The 14,126-nt window shown below is 71.3% G+C and carries 12 protein-coding genes; 8 read left to right on the top strand and 4 right to left on the bottom strand.

Translation table 11 applies throughout. From position 1 onward, the window contains the following. The first annotated feature begins 101 nt into the window (after positions 1–101). The 5 genes from ACFWBD_RS01935 to ACFWBD_RS01915 all read left to right on the top strand — a co-directional run bounded on the left by ACFWBD_RS01935 (position 102) and on the right by ACFWBD_RS01915 (position 4,757). Positions 102–533, top strand: a complete 432-nt coding sequence (locus tag ACFWBD_RS01935) for a hypothetical protein (protein WP_385661223.1) — start codon at positions 102–104, stop codon at positions 531–533. Positions 534–799: 266 nt separating this feature from the next. Further along, entirely contained in the window at positions 800–1,639 is an 840-nt protein-coding gene (locus ACFWBD_RS01930; RefSeq protein WP_385661220.1) for an SDR family oxidoreductase, read from the top strand. A 45-nt stretch (positions 1,640–1,684) separates the two neighbouring features. Beyond that, positions 1,685–3,139, top strand: a complete 1,455-nt coding sequence (locus tag ACFWBD_RS01925; protein WP_385661217.1) for a cytochrome ubiquinol oxidase subunit I — start codon at positions 1,685–1,687, stop codon at positions 3,137–3,139. Further along, positions 3,136–4,182 (top strand): cytochrome d ubiquinol oxidase subunit II, encoded by a 1,047-nt coding sequence (locus ACFWBD_RS01920; protein ID WP_385661215.1) that lies wholly within the window; start codon positions 3,136–3,138, stop codon positions 4,180–4,182. The genes ACFWBD_RS01925 and ACFWBD_RS01920 overlap by 4 nt, the downstream gene beginning before the upstream one ends. After that, positions 4,179–4,757 (top strand): gluconokinase, encoded by a 579-nt coding sequence (locus ACFWBD_RS01915; RefSeq protein WP_385661212.1) that lies wholly within the window; start codon positions 4,179–4,181, stop codon positions 4,755–4,757. The genes ACFWBD_RS01920 and ACFWBD_RS01915 overlap by 4 nt, the downstream gene beginning before the upstream one ends. A gap of 4 nt (positions 4,758–4,761) precedes the next feature. On the opposite strand, the gene ACFWBD_RS01910 is transcribed toward ACFWBD_RS01915, so the two are convergent. The 3 genes from ACFWBD_RS01910 to ACFWBD_RS01900 all read right to left on the bottom strand — a co-directional run bounded on the left by ACFWBD_RS01910 (position 4,762) and on the right by ACFWBD_RS01900 (position 8,065). Next, a complete protein-coding gene (locus tag ACFWBD_RS01910) occupies positions 4,762–6,510 on the bottom strand; it encodes a cation:proton antiporter (RefSeq protein WP_385661209.1) in 1,749 nt (582 codons plus the stop codon). Positions 6,511–6,538: 28 nt separating this feature from the next. Beyond that, positions 6,539–6,973, bottom strand: a complete 435-nt coding sequence (locus ACFWBD_RS01905; protein ID WP_385661524.1) for a DUF6325 family protein — start codon at positions 6,971–6,973, stop codon at positions 6,539–6,541. Between the two features lie 129 nt (positions 6,974–7,102). After that, positions 7,103–8,065 carry a DUF389 domain-containing protein gene (locus ACFWBD_RS01900; RefSeq protein ID WP_385661206.1) on the bottom strand — a complete coding sequence of 321 codons (963 nt, stop codon included), beginning with the start codon at positions 8,063–8,065 and terminating at the stop codon, positions 7,103–7,105. Between the two features lie 101 nt (positions 8,066–8,166). Between ACFWBD_RS01900 and ACFWBD_RS01895 the strand changes: the two genes are divergently transcribed. The 3 genes from ACFWBD_RS01895 (at position 8,167) to ACFWBD_RS01885 (ending at position 12,733) form a co-directional block, all read left to right on the top strand. Further along, entirely contained in the window at positions 8,167–9,099 is a 933-nt protein-coding gene (locus tag ACFWBD_RS01895; protein ID WP_385661203.1) for a cyclase family protein, read from the top strand. 168 nt (positions 9,100–9,267) lie between these two features. Next, entirely contained in the window at positions 9,268–10,863 is a 1,596-nt protein-coding gene (locus ACFWBD_RS01890) for a GMC oxidoreductase (protein WP_385661200.1), read from the top strand. 52 nt (positions 10,864–10,915) lie between these two features. Next, a complete protein-coding gene (locus tag ACFWBD_RS01885) occupies positions 10,916–12,733 on the top strand; it encodes a glycoside hydrolase family 15 protein (RefSeq protein ID WP_385661198.1) in 1,818 nt (605 codons plus the stop codon). On the opposite strand, the gene ACFWBD_RS01880 is transcribed toward ACFWBD_RS01885, so the two are convergent. After that, entirely contained in the window at positions 12,684–13,988 is a 1,305-nt protein-coding gene (locus ACFWBD_RS01880; RefSeq protein WP_385661521.1) for a chloride channel protein, read from the bottom strand. The two genes, ACFWBD_RS01885 and ACFWBD_RS01880, sit on opposite strands and share 50 nt — an antisense overlap. Positions 13,989–14,126 lie beyond the last annotated feature (138 nt).

Below are 14,126 nucleotides of genomic sequence, written 5' to 3'. Positions count from 1 at the left end.
CTACCGGTGTTCTGCCGCTTTGTGCTTCTCATGGCAAGCTGATGAGTGGGCGACCGAACGGCCACCTGTCAGTGGCGAGATGTATGTGGGAGGAGCCCGAGATGACCGCGACCGGGGTGCACCACGGACATGGATCGGCAAGCGGCGGCGGGGCGTGGGTGTCCGGCTGGACCGGCTTCGCCGGGGTCATGATGATCTTCGGCGGGCTGATGGCGATATTCCAGGGAATTGCCGCCATCGCCAAGGATGACGTCTTTGTCGTCACCAACGATTACGCCTACAACTTCAACCTGACGAGTTGGGGATGGATCCATCTCGTCCTCGGTGTTCTGGTCGCGCTCGCGGGCGTCGCTCTGTTCCGTGGCGCGGTGTGGGCACGCGTCGTCGGCGTCGCGGTGGCCGGCCTGTCGATGATCGCCAATTTCATGTGGCTGCCGTACCAGCCCGTCTGGGCCATCGTGCTGATCGCCGTGGACGCCTTCGTCATCTGGGCGCTGTGCATCGGAACGGGCCGGGACGCCCGCACCGAATAGCCCCCGCGCGCGGCCCGTTCGACCAGCCCGTTCGACCAGCCCGTTCGGCCGGCCTGTCCGAGCGGGCCGTCCGAGCGGGCCGCGCGTCGCGCGCGACCCGGCCGGCGCCCGTGGTGCCCGTTGGGCCGTTCGCGCGGGCAGGCACCCCGGGCGGCTGACGGGAGACGTGCCACCGTGCCGTACCGGTCCACGCGTGTTTTCGTTGTCGGGCGGATTCGTCTGAATATCCGCCGAATGTCCGCGCCGGCACGCACAGGGAGACACGAGTGGAAACCAGCGGCAGTGACGGTCGCCAGCCCCTTGCCCCGCTGCTCCTCAAAGGGCAGAAGGCACTGGTGACGGGCGGGAATTCCGGCATCGGAAAGGCCACGGCGATCGGCCTGGGACGGGTGGGCGCCGATGTGGTCGTGAACTATGTGGCGGGACGGGAAGCCGCGGAAGAAGTCGTGCGCGAGATCGAGGGATTCGGCGTCCGCGCCTATGCGCACGAGGCCGATGTGTCGCAGGAGGACCAGGTCGTCGAGATGGTCTCCCGCATGGTCGAGGAGTTCGGGACCATCGACGTCATGGTCGCCAATGCGGGACTCCAGCGAGACGCCCCCGTCACCGACATGACCATGGACCAGTGGCACAAAGTACTGGGCGTGAATCTCACCGGACAGTTCCTGTGCGCACGCGAGGCGACCAAGGAATTCATGCGGCGCGGAGTCGTCCCGGAGGTCTCCCGGTCCGCCGGGAAAATCATCTGCATGAGTTCGGTCCACCAGCTCATCCCCTGGACGGGCCATGTGAACTACGCGTCGTCCAAGGGCGGGGTGCAGATGCTCATGGCGACCCTCGCCCAGGAGCTCGCCCCGCACCGGATCCGGGTGAACGCCGTCGCTCCGGGAGCGATCCGCACGCCCATCAACCGCAGTGCCTGGGACACCCCCGAGGCCGAGGCCGACCTTCTCCGGCTCGTCCCCTACCACCGCGTCGGCGACCCGGACGACATCGCGAACGTGGTGGCCGTGCTGGCCTCCGACCTCTTCGACTACGTGGTGGGGACGACGATCTACGTCGACGGCGGAATGACGCTGTTCCCGGGATTCGCCACGGGTGGCTGAGACCCGCCACGCCTCAGCCATCCCGGACGAGCCACCGAGGACCATGTGAACAGCGCGATCTACCACTTTCTGGCGGACGGCCCCGCACAGCTGCTGCCGGCCCGGGAGCTGATGGCCTTCACCCTGGGCTCCCACATCCTGCTCGTGCCCTTCGGCGTGGCCCTGCCCGCCATCACCCTCCTGATGCACTACCGCGGACTGCGCAAGGGCGACGCCGTCGCCCTGCTGCTCGCACGGCGCTGGTCGGCGGTCATGGCCGTCCAGTTCGCCATCGGCATCGTGACCGGCACCGTCCTCTCCTTCGAACTCGGCCTGCTGTGGCCGGGGATGATGGGCCGGTGGGGCGATGTCTTCGGCCTCGGCTTCGGGGTCGAGGCCTGGGCGTTCTTCCTCGAGGCGATCCTCATCGCCATCTACCTGTACGGCTGGCGCCGGCTCAAGCCGTGGACGCACTTCTGGCTCGGCCTGCCCCTGCCGCTGGCCGCCCTGATGGGGGCGTTCGGCATCGTGGCCGCGAACTCCTGGATGAACACCCCGCGCGGCTTCACCCTCGACGGATCCGGCAACCCGGTGGACGTCGACGTACGCAGGGCGATCTTCACACCGATGTTCGGCCCGGAGTACTGGCACTTCGTGGTCGGAGTGGTGCTGACCGCCGGCTATGTCGTCGCCGGGGTGTACGCGGTCGGCTGGCTGCGGGGCCGGCGGGACCGCTACCACCGGCTCGGCTTCACCGTGCCGTTCTCCGTCGCCGCGATCCTGACCCCCGTGCAGTTCATGCTCGGGGACTCGATCGCCCGCTCCGTGTTCCACAAGCAGCCGGTGAAGTTCGCGGCCACCGAGATCGTCTGGAAGACCGACACCCACGTGCCGGAGTACATGTTCGGGCGTCTGCATTCCGACGGGACGATCTCCGGCGGGATCAGGATCCCCCAACTGGACTCGATCCTCGCCGGGTTCAGCCCGAGCACCAAGGTGACGGGCCTGTCCTCGGTCCCCGCGAGCGACCGTCCGACGGCGACTCAGGCCACGATCGCGCACTGGGCGTTCGACATCATGGTGACCATCGGAAGCCTGCTCGCCCTGCTCGCGCTCTGGTACGGCTGGTGCTGGCTCCGCCGCCGTGACCTGCCCAGGTCACCGTGGTTCTTCCGGTGCGCGGCGCTGGCCGGCGGCGCCTGCCTGCTGACCGTGGAGTGCGGCTGGATCACCACCGAGGTGGGCCGGCAGCCCTGGATCGTCTACCAGAACATGCGGGTCGCGGAGGCGGTGACGGACACCCGTGCCTCGACCCTGTGGACGATGCTCGGCATCGTCGTGGTGCTCTACGTCCTCGTGTTCGGCGCCTTCCTGACCGTCGTGCTGAAGATGAGCAGACGGTGGCGGCTGGCCGACGAGGGCGCCGGCACGGCAGCCGCCACCGGGGACGTGGAGGGCGACACCCCCTACGGGCCCCGGCCGTTGTCCACGACCGGCGGCAGGGACGGGGGCGGCACATGACCGAGGACGCCGTCGCCTGGGTGCTGCTGGCCGTGGTGGCCGCCTACGCGTGTGCCGGCGGCACGGACTACGGCGCCGGATTCTGGGACCTCCTCGCGGGCGGCGCCGAGCGGGGCAGGCGTCCCAGGTGGCTCATCGACCACGCCATGGAACCGGTGTGGGAGACCAACAACGTCTGGCTCATCTTCGTCCTGGTCATCATGTGGACCGGCTTCCCGGTCCTGTTCCAGACGGTCTTCACGGCCATGTGGCTGCCGCTGGCGCTGGCGGCCGTGGGACTCGTCCTGCGCGGCGCCGGGTTCGCCCTGCGCAAACCCACGCAGCGCCTCGCCGGGCGCAGGGTCTACGGCGCCGTCTTCGCCGTCTCCTCGCTGCTGACCCCCTTCTTCCTCGGAGCGGCGGTCGGCGGGCTGGCCACGGGCCGGGTGGCTCCCGGCACGAAGGCGACGGCCGACGCGTGGTCCAACGGGACGTCCGTGATCGCCGGCCTGCTGACCGTCGCCGCGACCGCCTTCCTCGGGGCGGTGTTCCTGACCGCCGACGCCCGCCGCTTCGACGCCGATCTGGTCGGATACTTCCGGCTGCGGGCCTGGTGCAGCCTCGGCGCCCTCGCCGTCCTGGCGGTCGTCGGCCTCGCCGTGACCCGCGACGACGCGCGCTACGTCCACGACGGGCTGACCAGCGGAATCGGTCTCGCCTTCGTCCTGGTCGCCGTCGTCGGCGCGTTGGCCACCGCCGGGCTGCTGTACCGCACCGCCACGGGATGGGCGAGGATCACCGCCGTCGGCAGCGTGGCCCTCGTCGTCGTGGCGTGGGGGCTGGCCCAGCGGCCCTATCTCATCCCCACCTCGCTGACCGTGTCCGAGGCGGCCGGCGCGCCGACGACGCTGCGCTGGCTGCTGCTGGTCACGGCCATCGCCGTGGTGCTCGTCGGACCCCCCCTCGTCCTGCTCTACCGGCTGGACACCGCCGGGGCCCTCCAGCCCCTCACCGAGGCGGACCTGCGGCGGACGGCGGCCGGACGGGAGCCCGAGAGCCCGTGACCGGCGGCGGGGAGCCGGTGCGCGGGGAGCCCGTGCCCGGGACCGGGCAGGGACCGCCGATCGTGCTGGTCCTCGGTGTGTCCGGTTCAGGGAAGACCACCGTCGGCAAAGCGGTCGCCGAGCTGCTCGAAGTGACGTTCGTCGAGGGCGACGGCTTCCACAGCGCCGCCGACGTCGCGAAGATGACCGCGGGGCACGCCCTGGACGACGCCGACCGCGAGCCCTGGCTGCGCGCCCTCGCCGACCGCGTCCGGCACTCCGCCGAGGCCGGGGAGGGACTGGTTCTCGCCTGCTCGGCCCTCAAGCGGGCGTACCGCGACGAGCTCCGGGCGGCCGCGGGCGGCCGGCTCTGGTGCCTCTGCCTGGCCCTCGACCGGGACACCGCACGGGACCGCGTCGCCCGGCGCACCGGCCACTTCATGCCCGCCCGGCTGGTCGACTCGCAGTTCGCGACGCTGGAGCCACTGGAACCTGACGAACCGGGCCTGACCCTGGACGCCACAGCCGGCCTTGCGGCCGGCCTCGCCCGGGTGCGGGCCGCCGTCGCCTCCTTCGGGCGGTCCACGGGCCGCTGACGGGTCAGCCGCTCAGCAGTACGGCGACGTCTCCCGGCCGCGCTGTCGGGCCGCCGGCACGGGTGACCGGGAGGAGCCGGCCGTCACCCCGCACCAGGAACAGCATCCGGTGTCCGGCCGGAAGCGTGCCGTCGAAGCGACGCGTCACGACGCGGGCGCCCCGGGCGTGACGCCGTGCCAGTTCGGGCCCGGTGAGGTCCGGATCGAAGAGCACCTCACCACCCGCGTAGGGCGTGATGACGCCCTGGCTCCCCGCAGCCGGCCGCAGCCGGTGGACCGTGCCCTCGACGCCGCTCTCGAGACGCGTGGCCGCCAGCGCGTTGAAGTCGTCCTCGCCGGTGAGTAGCAGGACCCCGGTGAGGCCCTCGAGCTCCGCGCCCTCGCCCGTGGCCGCGGCGAACAGCTCCCCGGGGGCGAGTTCGATCCCGGCGGCCCTGATACCGCCCCGCTCCGTCTCGCGCCCCGCCCACATCACCACCTCCAGCCCGGCCGACCGCAGGGCCCGCCCCAGATCGACCACCCATGGATCCCCGCCCACGAGCAACGGCCGGGAACGCGCCGAGCGCACCACGCCCAGCCGCCCGGCCACCCGCGCCGCGCTCAGCCCGTACAGCGTGACGGTGGCGACGATCACCACGAACGTGGCCGGCAGGATCTTCGCGGCGCCGCCGACGCCCCGGTCCACCAGCGTGGCCGAGAACGTCGAGGCGGTGGCGGCGGCCACGATCCCGCGCGGCGCCATCCAGCCGAGGAAGCCCCGTTCCCCGGCCGTCAGATCGGTTCTCCACGCCGACACGGCCGCCACCAGAGGGCGGACCACGAGCACCAGGAACGCCACGAGCCCCAGCGCCGGCAGCACCACATGGCGCAGGGACCCGGGGCTGACGGTGGCCGAGATCGAGATGAAGAGCAGTCCGATGACCAGATCCACGAGGGTCTCGAAGAACGGCCTGCGGGCCGTGACGCCCGCGCCGGACAGGTTCGCCACCGCCAGTCCCATCAGGACGGCGGCGATGAGTCCCGTGTCGTCCCGGACGATGTCACAGGCGGCCGCAACGCCGACCACCGCGGCGAGCTGCACCGTGGTGGCGAGCACCTCGCCGAGCCGGAGTCTGCGCAGGGCCACCGTCAGCACGGCCGCTCCGGCGACGCCTCCCGCCACCCCCACCGCCGTGCTGACGGCGAAGGGGCCGGCCCGGCTGCCGAAGCCGCCGGGCCCGCCGGCCGTGACGGCGTGGAAGACCAGCGCGCCCAGGATGCCGCCCACGGGATCGATCAGCGACCCCTCCCAGACGAGGATCCGCCGCAGTCGCTGCGTGGGGCGGACGAAGGCGAGCAGCGGGCCGACGACCGTCGGCCCGGACACGACGAGGATCGCGCCGAGCATCACGGCCGCGCCCCATGACATCCCGAGCAACGGCATGGCCACCAGCGCCGCCGAAGCGCCGGTGACCAGCGCGCCGAACCAGATCAGCCGCACCACGACCCGGCGGGTGTGGGCTCTGAAGCCCTTCAGGTCCAGGCCGAGTCCGGCGTCGTAGAGGATCACCGCGACGGCCAGCGAGACCAGCGGGGAGAAGGTGCTGCCCAGGAGCCGCTCGGGATCGATGTCGTCGGTCAGCGCGCCCGCGGTGAATCCGACGGGGAGCAGAACGATCAGCGCGGGGATGCGCAGACGGTTCGCCAGCACCTGGGAGCCGACGGCCAGCACGACGATCAGGCCGAGGCCCAGGAATACCTGGTCTTCCGTCACCGCGACGGAGTTTCTGCGCTACGGAGTTCTACGTCCTCGGCGGTCGGACGTCGTCCGTCTCGTCCAGCGCGGCCAGGACGGCCGGTACCGGGATCCGTCCGGAGGCGACCAACTGCGCACCGCCGCGTCGCAGGGCCGTGGCGAAGGGCGCGGCCCACAGGTTCTCGTAGACCAGGATCGCCGCGGAGCTGCCGGGCTCCAGAGCGCCGCCGGCCTCCTCGACGTCGTCCTGGCCCAGCAGGCCGGAGGACGCGCCCTCGAACACGGCCAGGTCCAGAAGCCCGTCGCCGGTGAGGTCGGCGATCTCCAGGCCGACCACGGAACCGTCCTCGTCCTTCCGGACGAACAGCAGATCCAGGATCCGGATGAGGCCGCGGTCCACCAGATCGACCAGCAGCGGAAAGCCCTCGCCCGTCATGCGGTTCCCGGGAAACTCGACGACGACATAGTCGATCGGTCCCATTTCGACGAAATCTTCGCTCACGGCTTCACCCCTGGGTGGTCACGGCGTTCAGCTCCCCTGCTCTCGGATCTCATTGCAGCATCGGACGGAGGCCCCCGCACCTCGGTGCGCTGCTCACCCGCACCGCTCCTACGTGGTCCGCCCGGCCGCGCGCGCGTGCCGGCGTTCGCTCACCCGGCGCCAGATGGCCCGCTGGCACTTGAGTGTGCCGGTCCCGACCACGATCAGTACGACGATGTTGAGCAGCAGTTGGAGCAGGGAGCCCCGGGCCTCGTCCCAGCTGCCGAACGCCACGGAGACCCCGATGTCCGCCCCCGCCGGAATCGTGGTCACCGAGATGAAGACGCCGAGCAGCGCGCTCGTCCGGGCCTCCGTCAGCGAGACGATGCCGACGACCCCGGCCAGCACCGCCACCACGGCCGAGAAGAAGTTGGGGGTGTTGATCAGATTCGAGACGGGCCGCACCCCCAGCTCGAAGGCCTCCGGCTGCAGCCCGAAGCCGCGGACGAGCAGGGCGAAGAGGAAGGTCGCGGCGATGGCCAGCAGAAAGCCCACCAGCAGCGCCAGCAGGCCCTGCCGGATCCGCGGCCCGGAGCGCTGGTCGATGCCGAGGGCGACGCTGGTGATGGCCCCGTACTCGGGGCCGACCACCATGGCCGCGACGATGAGGATCTGGGAGTTGGTGATGATGCCCACGGCGCCGATGAGTCCGGCGATGACCAGGAAGAGGTAGAAGCTCGGGGGGTAGCTGCCCTCGGCCCGGATCCGGGCCTCCACCTGCTCCCACACCGGCGCGCGCAGCCGTCCGCCGAGCTCCTTGGCCCAGGTCCGGGCCGCGAGGTCCGAGAACGCCGTGTCCACCGGATCGAGGCTGATGGAGCCACGCCGCTCGAGGCCGAGCTCCCGCAGCCCGCGCAGCACCTCGTTCGCGGCTCCGGTCAGGACGTCGCACTGGATGGCGTCACCGCCGGGGTTGCGTACGCGGCCCTGTTGAAGGTGCAGGTTCAGGACGCACGGCTCGGCGCCGAGCAGGGCCATGGCGCGGTCTGTGAGGTCCGGCGGGCACACCGCCCGGACACGGATCATGTCCATCCGGACCTCCGCGGATCGGTTCGCTCCCCTATTAACGCGGCGGTCCCCGAGCCCGGCAACTCGGCGTGCGGGGGCCCTGAACCTGCCGGAGGGTGGGGGACGTGCGGACGACCGGCGAGCTGAGCGAGGCCGACTTCCGGCGTCTCTACCGGCACCTGCGCGACACGTCCCCCGGCGGCGCCGCACACCGGGGCGCCCTGGACACGATCACCGGGGAACACGTGCTGGCCGCCGTACGCGAGGTGCGGTCGGGGCGTACGGTGTCGCTCGCCGCCCCCGTGAACACCCGTACCGGACCGGACGACGCAGACCCGGCCGAACACCGGCTCACCGCCCCGGCCGACGGCGAACCCGGCTCGAGCGGCCTGGAGTTCGCCCGGGACCGCTTCGCCATGAACATCCACGGCGACGTGGACAGCCACCTCGACGCGCTGTGCCACGTCGTCTACGACGGCACCCTGCACGGCGGCGTACCGGCGGCGGACGTGCTGTCGGCGGACGGAGCGAGCGCCCTGTCCGTCGACCTCGCCCGCGACGGCATCGTAGGACGCGGGGTCCTCCTCGACATCCCGCGGCTGCACGGCGTCCCCTGGCTCGAACCGGGAGCGCAGGTGCGGGCCGAGGACCTCGCCGCCGCCGAGGCACGGCAGGGCGTCCGGGTCGGCCGCGGCGACATCCTGCTGGTACGGGTCGGACACCGCCGGCGCCGCGAGGAGCTCGGCCCCTGGGACGTGGCCGCCGCCCGTGCCGGACTCCATCCGACGGCCATGGAGTTCCTGGCCGAGCGGGAGGTGGCCGTACTCGGCGGTGACGGCAACAACGACAGCGCGCCCAGCGCGGCCCAGGGGGTCGCGTTCCCGGTCCATGTGCTGGGCATCCACGCCATGGGGCTGCACCTGCTGGACTACCTGCGGTTCGAGGACCTCGCGCCGCTCTGCGCGCGGGAAGGCCGCTGGTCGTTCCTCTGCGTCATCGCCCCGCTCCGGCTGCCCGCGGCCACCGGCTCTCCCGTCAACCCGCTCGCGATCCTGTGAGAGCGGTCGATCCGCTCACGCACGCGTACGAGGCGGCGTCGTGCGGCGCCCCGGTTCACCCGACCGGCCCAACTCGCCGGAAACATCGCCCGGAGATACGTTGGTGGTCGGGTCCGACGGCCCATTCACCCGGCAGGACCGGCGCATTCTCCGAGGACGGTGGCCGGCATGACCGACGCGCAGCACTACGACGTCATCATCATCGGCACAGGTGCGGGCGGTGGCACTCTCGCCCATCGGCTGGCACCCACCGGAAAACGGATTCTCCTCCTCGAACGCGGCGGCTATCTTCCCCGTGAACGGGACAACTGGGACTCCACCGCGGTCTTCGTCAAGGGGAAGTACCGTGCCCCGGAGTTCTGGTACGACAAGGACGGGAAGGAGTTCCCGCCCGAGGTCAACTACTACGTGGGAGGCAACACCAAGTTCTACGGCGCCGCGCTCTTCCGGCTGCGCCCCGAGGACTTCGGCGAACTCCGCCACCACGACGGCGTGTCCCCCGCCTGGCCGCTGAGCTACGAGGAGTTCGAGCCGTACTACACGCAGGCCGAACACCTCTACCTCGTCCACGGCCGGCACGGCGAGGACCCCACCGAGGGCCCCACCAGCGCCCAGTACGCCCACCCGCCGGTCCAGCACGAGCCGCGCATCCAGCAACTCAGCCACGACCTGGAGAAGCAGGGGCTGCATCCCTTCCACCTCCCGATCGGGGTGAACCTCACCCAGGACGACCAAGGCCGGGCCACCCGCACCAGCGCCTGCATCCGCTGCGACCGGGTCGACGGATTCCCCTGCCTGGTCGGCGCGAAGTCCGACGCCCAGGTCATCTGTGTCGACCCCGCCCTCGAACACGCCAACGTCGAGATGGTCACCCACGCGGATGTGCGGCGGCTGGAAACGGACGCGACCGGCCGGAGTGTCACCTCGGTCGTCGCCACGGTGGGGGAGCCGGGAGACGGGGACGCCTCCACCGTGGAGTTCCGCGCCGACATCGTGGTGGTCGCCTGTGGAGCCGTCAACTCCGCCGTCCTGCTGCTGCGTTCGGCGAACGACCGGCACCCGCGGGGACTGGCCAACAGCTCGGACGTGGTGGGCCGGCACTACATGCGGCACAACAACCTGGCCCTGATGGCCGTGTCCAGGGAACCGAACGACACCAGGTTCCAGAAGACCCTGGCGCTGCACGACTGGTATCTGGGATCCGACGACTGGGACTATCCCCTCGGCGGCATCCAGATGCTCGGCAAGTCCGACTCCGAGCAGATCCACGGCGAAGCGCCCCGCTGGGCCGGGGCCGTGGCTCCCGACATGCCTTTCGAGGTACTCGCCCACCACGCGGTCGACTTCTGGCTGTGCGGAGAGGACCTGCCCGCCGCCGGCAACCGTGTCACCCTGGACCGGGACGGCGGCATCCACCTGGCCCTCGACGAGAAGAACAACATCGCGGGACTGAACCGTCTGCGGCACGAACTCCAGGGAATGCTCGGTCACTTGGGCATGAGCGAACACCATCTCCTGTCGCACAGCATCTATCTGCACAAGGGCATGCCCATCGGCGCCACCGCGCACCAGGCGGGCACGGTCCGCTTCGGCGACGACCCCGCCGGCTCCGCCCTCGACGTCCACTGCAAGGCCCACGACCTGGACAACCTCTACGTCGTCGACACGAGCTTCTTCCCGAGCATCGGGGCGGTCAACCCCTCGCTCACCGCCATCGCCAACGCCCTGCGCGTCGGCGACCACCTCGCAAAGCGGCTTCGATGACCTCCGGACACCCGTCCGACGGCAGCGGCTGAAGCCGCCTGAGGAGAACGCCATGGACCGATACCCGCCCATCGCCGACCACGGGCTCGTCGGGGACCTCCAGACCGCCGCGCTCGTTTCGTCCCAGGGCGTGATCGACTGGTTCGCCGCGCCGCGCTTCGACTCGCCCAGCGTCTTCGCCGCGCTGCTCGACCACGACGGCGGCGGGTACTTCCTCCTCGCGCCCGACCACCCCGAAGGGTCCTGGAAGCAGCTCTACTACCCGGACACCGCCGTCGTGGTGACCCGGTTCATGTCCCCCGACGGGGTCGGCGAGATCATCGACCACATGCCGGTCCTGCCGGGCCCGACGGCCACCGACCGGCACCGGCTGGTGCGCGTCGTACGGACCGTGCGCGGCACCGTGCGCTTCAGGCTCGAATGCCGCCCGCGGTTCGACTACGCGCGGGCGTCCCACGAACTCGACCTGACCCCCGACGTGGCCACGTTCCGCGCCCCGGGGACGACGGCCCACCTCCAGGGCACCATTCCGCTCGAACGGGACGGGAACGACGTCCGGGGCGCCATCACCCTCCAGGCCGGGGAGACCGCGGCCGTCGTGTTCACCGTGTGCGCGCCGGGCGGGGAGGCGCCCCCGCCCCCGACCACCGAGAGCATCACCGACGGGCTCTGGGAGAACGTCGACTTCTGGCAGAAGTGGGTGCGCACCTCGCGCTACCGCGGCCGCTGGTCGGAGATGGTGCACCGCTCGGCCATCACGCTCAAGCTCCTCACGTACGCGCCCTCGGGCGCACCGGTCGCCGCCCCGACGATGGGCCTGCCCGAACAGGTCGGCGGGGAACGCAACTGGGACTACCGCTACACCTGGGTGCGGGACGGCTCCCTGTCGGTGCGGGCCCTGCTCGACCTCGGCTTCGTGGAGGAGGCCACCCGATTCACCCACTGGCTCGGCGACCGCCTGGCCGCCCGCGAAGGACCGGACGACGAACCCCTCCAGATCATGTACCGCGTCGACGGAGACCCCCATCTGACCGAGGAGATCCTGGAGCACTTCGAGGGCTATCGCGGCTCCTACCCCGTCCGGGCGGGCAACGCCGCCTCCGACCAGTTGCAGCTCGACATCTACGGCGAGGCCCTTTACGCCCTCGCCGAGAGCCGCCAGATCGGCGAACAGGCGGGCTACCACGGCTGGAAGGGCCTGTCCCGCATGCTGGACTGGCTCGCCGACTCCTGGGACCGGCCCGACGAAGGCATCTGGGAGACCCGGGGCGGCCGTAAGGACTTCACCTACAGCCGGGTGATGTGCTGGGCCGCCTTCGACCGCGGTCTGAGACTGGCCGCCGAGTTCAGCAGGCCCGCGGACACCGCGCGCTGGACCCGGGCCCGGGACGCGATCCTCGAACAGGTCATGGAACACGGCTGGGACGACAAGCAGCAGGCCCTCGTCCAGCACTACGGCGGTGACGTCCTGGACGCCTCCCTCCTGCTGGCCCCCCGGGTCGGATTCATGTCGCCGCGCAGCCCCGGCTGGCTCAACACCCTCGACGCGATGGACCGCGTCCTCGTCTCCGACAGCCTCGTCTACCGCTACGACCCCGCGGCGTCCCCCGACGGACTGCGCGGCTCCGAGGGCACGTTCAGCCTCTGCACGTTCCTCTACGTCGACGCCCTCGCCCGCGCCGGGCGACTGCCCCAGGCCCGCTACACCTTCGAGAAGATGCAGACGTACGCCAACCATGTCGGCCTGTTCGCGGAGGAGATCGGCCCCAGCGGGGAGCAACTCGGCAACTTCCCGCAGGCCTTCACCCATCTCTCCCTCATCATGGCCGCGACGACGCTGGACGAGGCCCTCGACGAGATCCCTCGGTGAAGGCCGGGATCCCCGGCCCCTGCGGCAGCAGTTCGGTGGTCACGAACGCCACCACCGCGGCGAGCACGATCACCGGCACCGACCCCGAGTGGCCCACGACGAGGACGACCAGCACCACACAGCTGACGGGCAGCCGGAGGGCGGCGGCGGACGCGGCCGCCATGCCCGCCGCCATGCCCGGCACCACACCGAGCCCCGGCAGGGGCGAGAGCAGCACACCCATCGCGCCGCCGAGGAACAGCGAGGGGAAGACCGGACCGCCGCGAAGGCTGCCCAGACAGAGCGCGTACGCGAGGGCCTTGAACACCAGGACCGCCACCAGGCTGCCGACCGGCCACGCGTGCGGGTCGGCGGCGAGCTGCGCCAGGGTGGCCTGGCCGGACAGCGAGACCTCCGACGGCGAACGGCCGGTGGCGACCGCGTAGAGCGCCGCGCAGCCGGCGGCGGCGAGGGCGCAGAGCACCGTGTTGCGCAACGGATGCGCGGCGACGAAACCCGCCGCCATCCGCCCTCCGACGATGACCCAGTGGATGACGGCCCCGATGACGACGGCCATCAGGACGGACCACACCACGTCCCCGGTGTCGAGAATCGGGGGAGCGGGCAGTCCGATGCTGAGGCTTCCGGTCTGGAGCCCGGTCCAGTTGCCGAAGCCGGTGAAGACGATGGCGCCGACTCCACTGGCCAGCAGGGCGGGCAGCATCACGGCGAACAGCTGCGGGCCGCCGACCCCGGCCACCTCCATGAGCAGCACGGCCGCGACGAGCGGGCTGCCGAAGATCGCGGAGATGGCCGCGGCGGAACCGGCGGCACCGAGCAGCGCCGTGCTCGCCTCGGTCGCGGGGGCGCGGACGAGGTCCCTGAAAACCAGCGCCAGACCGCCGCCGAGGGCGATCATCGGGGCCTCGGGCCCGAGCGCGGCTCCCAGCGGCAGGCTGGCCAGCGCGGCGAGCACCACACCGGGGAGGGCGGCCTTCGTCGCCCCTCCCGGGTGGAGGCCGGCCGCCGGGATGTGACCGCCCCTGCCGGGAAACCGCATGACGACCAGCGCCACGACCACACCGGACAGCAGAGCCGGCGGAAGCGGCCACCACCAGGGCGGATCCGTCCATCCGAGATGGTGCGGCCAGTCCACCCAGAGCAGGTTCTCCAGTTCATGGAGCAGGACGAGAAACCAGAACGCGGCCAATGACACCGGGACCCCGATCACACCGCAGAACACCAGCGCCCGCCGGTACTCGGGCCGGCGCAGCATGTCCCGCAACTGGTCGGCTTCCTGGGGCTGGTTTCCCGGAGCGGTCCCCGCATCTTCGCGCTTCGGCTCGCTGATGGGTCTTCTCCTGGTTCGGCTCGGAGACAGTGCGGCTTGGGGCAGCGCGAGAGTACTCACCGG

It is taken from the genome of Streptomyces sp. NPDC060002 (assembly GCF_042737245.1).
Classification (GTDB): Bacteria; Actinomycetota; Actinomycetes; order Streptomycetales; family Streptomycetaceae; genus Streptomyces.
Note: the sequence above shows the minus strand (reverse complement) of the source record. Positions and strands in the feature narration are given on the sequence as shown.

What these genes read in the sequence shown, in the direction of transcription:
- ACFWBD_RS01935 (WP_385661223.1), top strand. Translation starts at nt 102, where the DNA reads ATGACCGCGACCGGGGTGCACCACGGACATGGATCGGCAAGCGGCGGC.
- ACFWBD_RS01920 (WP_385661215.1), top strand. Translation starts at nt 3,136, where the DNA reads ATGACCGAGGACGCCGTCGCCTGGGTGCTGCTGGCCGTGGTGGCCGCC.
- ACFWBD_RS01905 (WP_385661524.1), bottom strand. Translation starts at nt 6,973, where the DNA reads ATGGGACCGATCGACTATGTCGTCGTCGAGTTTCCCGGGAACCGCATG.
- ACFWBD_RS01900 (WP_385661206.1), bottom strand. Translation starts at nt 8,065, where the DNA reads ATGGACATGATCCGTGTCCGGGCGGTGTGCCCGCCGGACCTCACAGAC.
- ACFWBD_RS01890 (WP_385661200.1), top strand. Translation starts at nt 9,268, where the DNA reads ATGACCGACGCGCAGCACTACGACGTCATCATCATCGGCACAGGTGCG.
- ACFWBD_RS01885 (WP_385661198.1), top strand. Translation starts at nt 10,916, where the DNA reads ATGGACCGATACCCGCCCATCGCCGACCACGGGCTCGTCGGGGACCTC.
- ACFWBD_RS01880 (WP_385661521.1), bottom strand. Translation starts at nt 13,988, where the DNA reads ATGCTGCGCCGGCCCGAGTACCGGCGGGCGCTGGTGTTCTGCGGTGTG.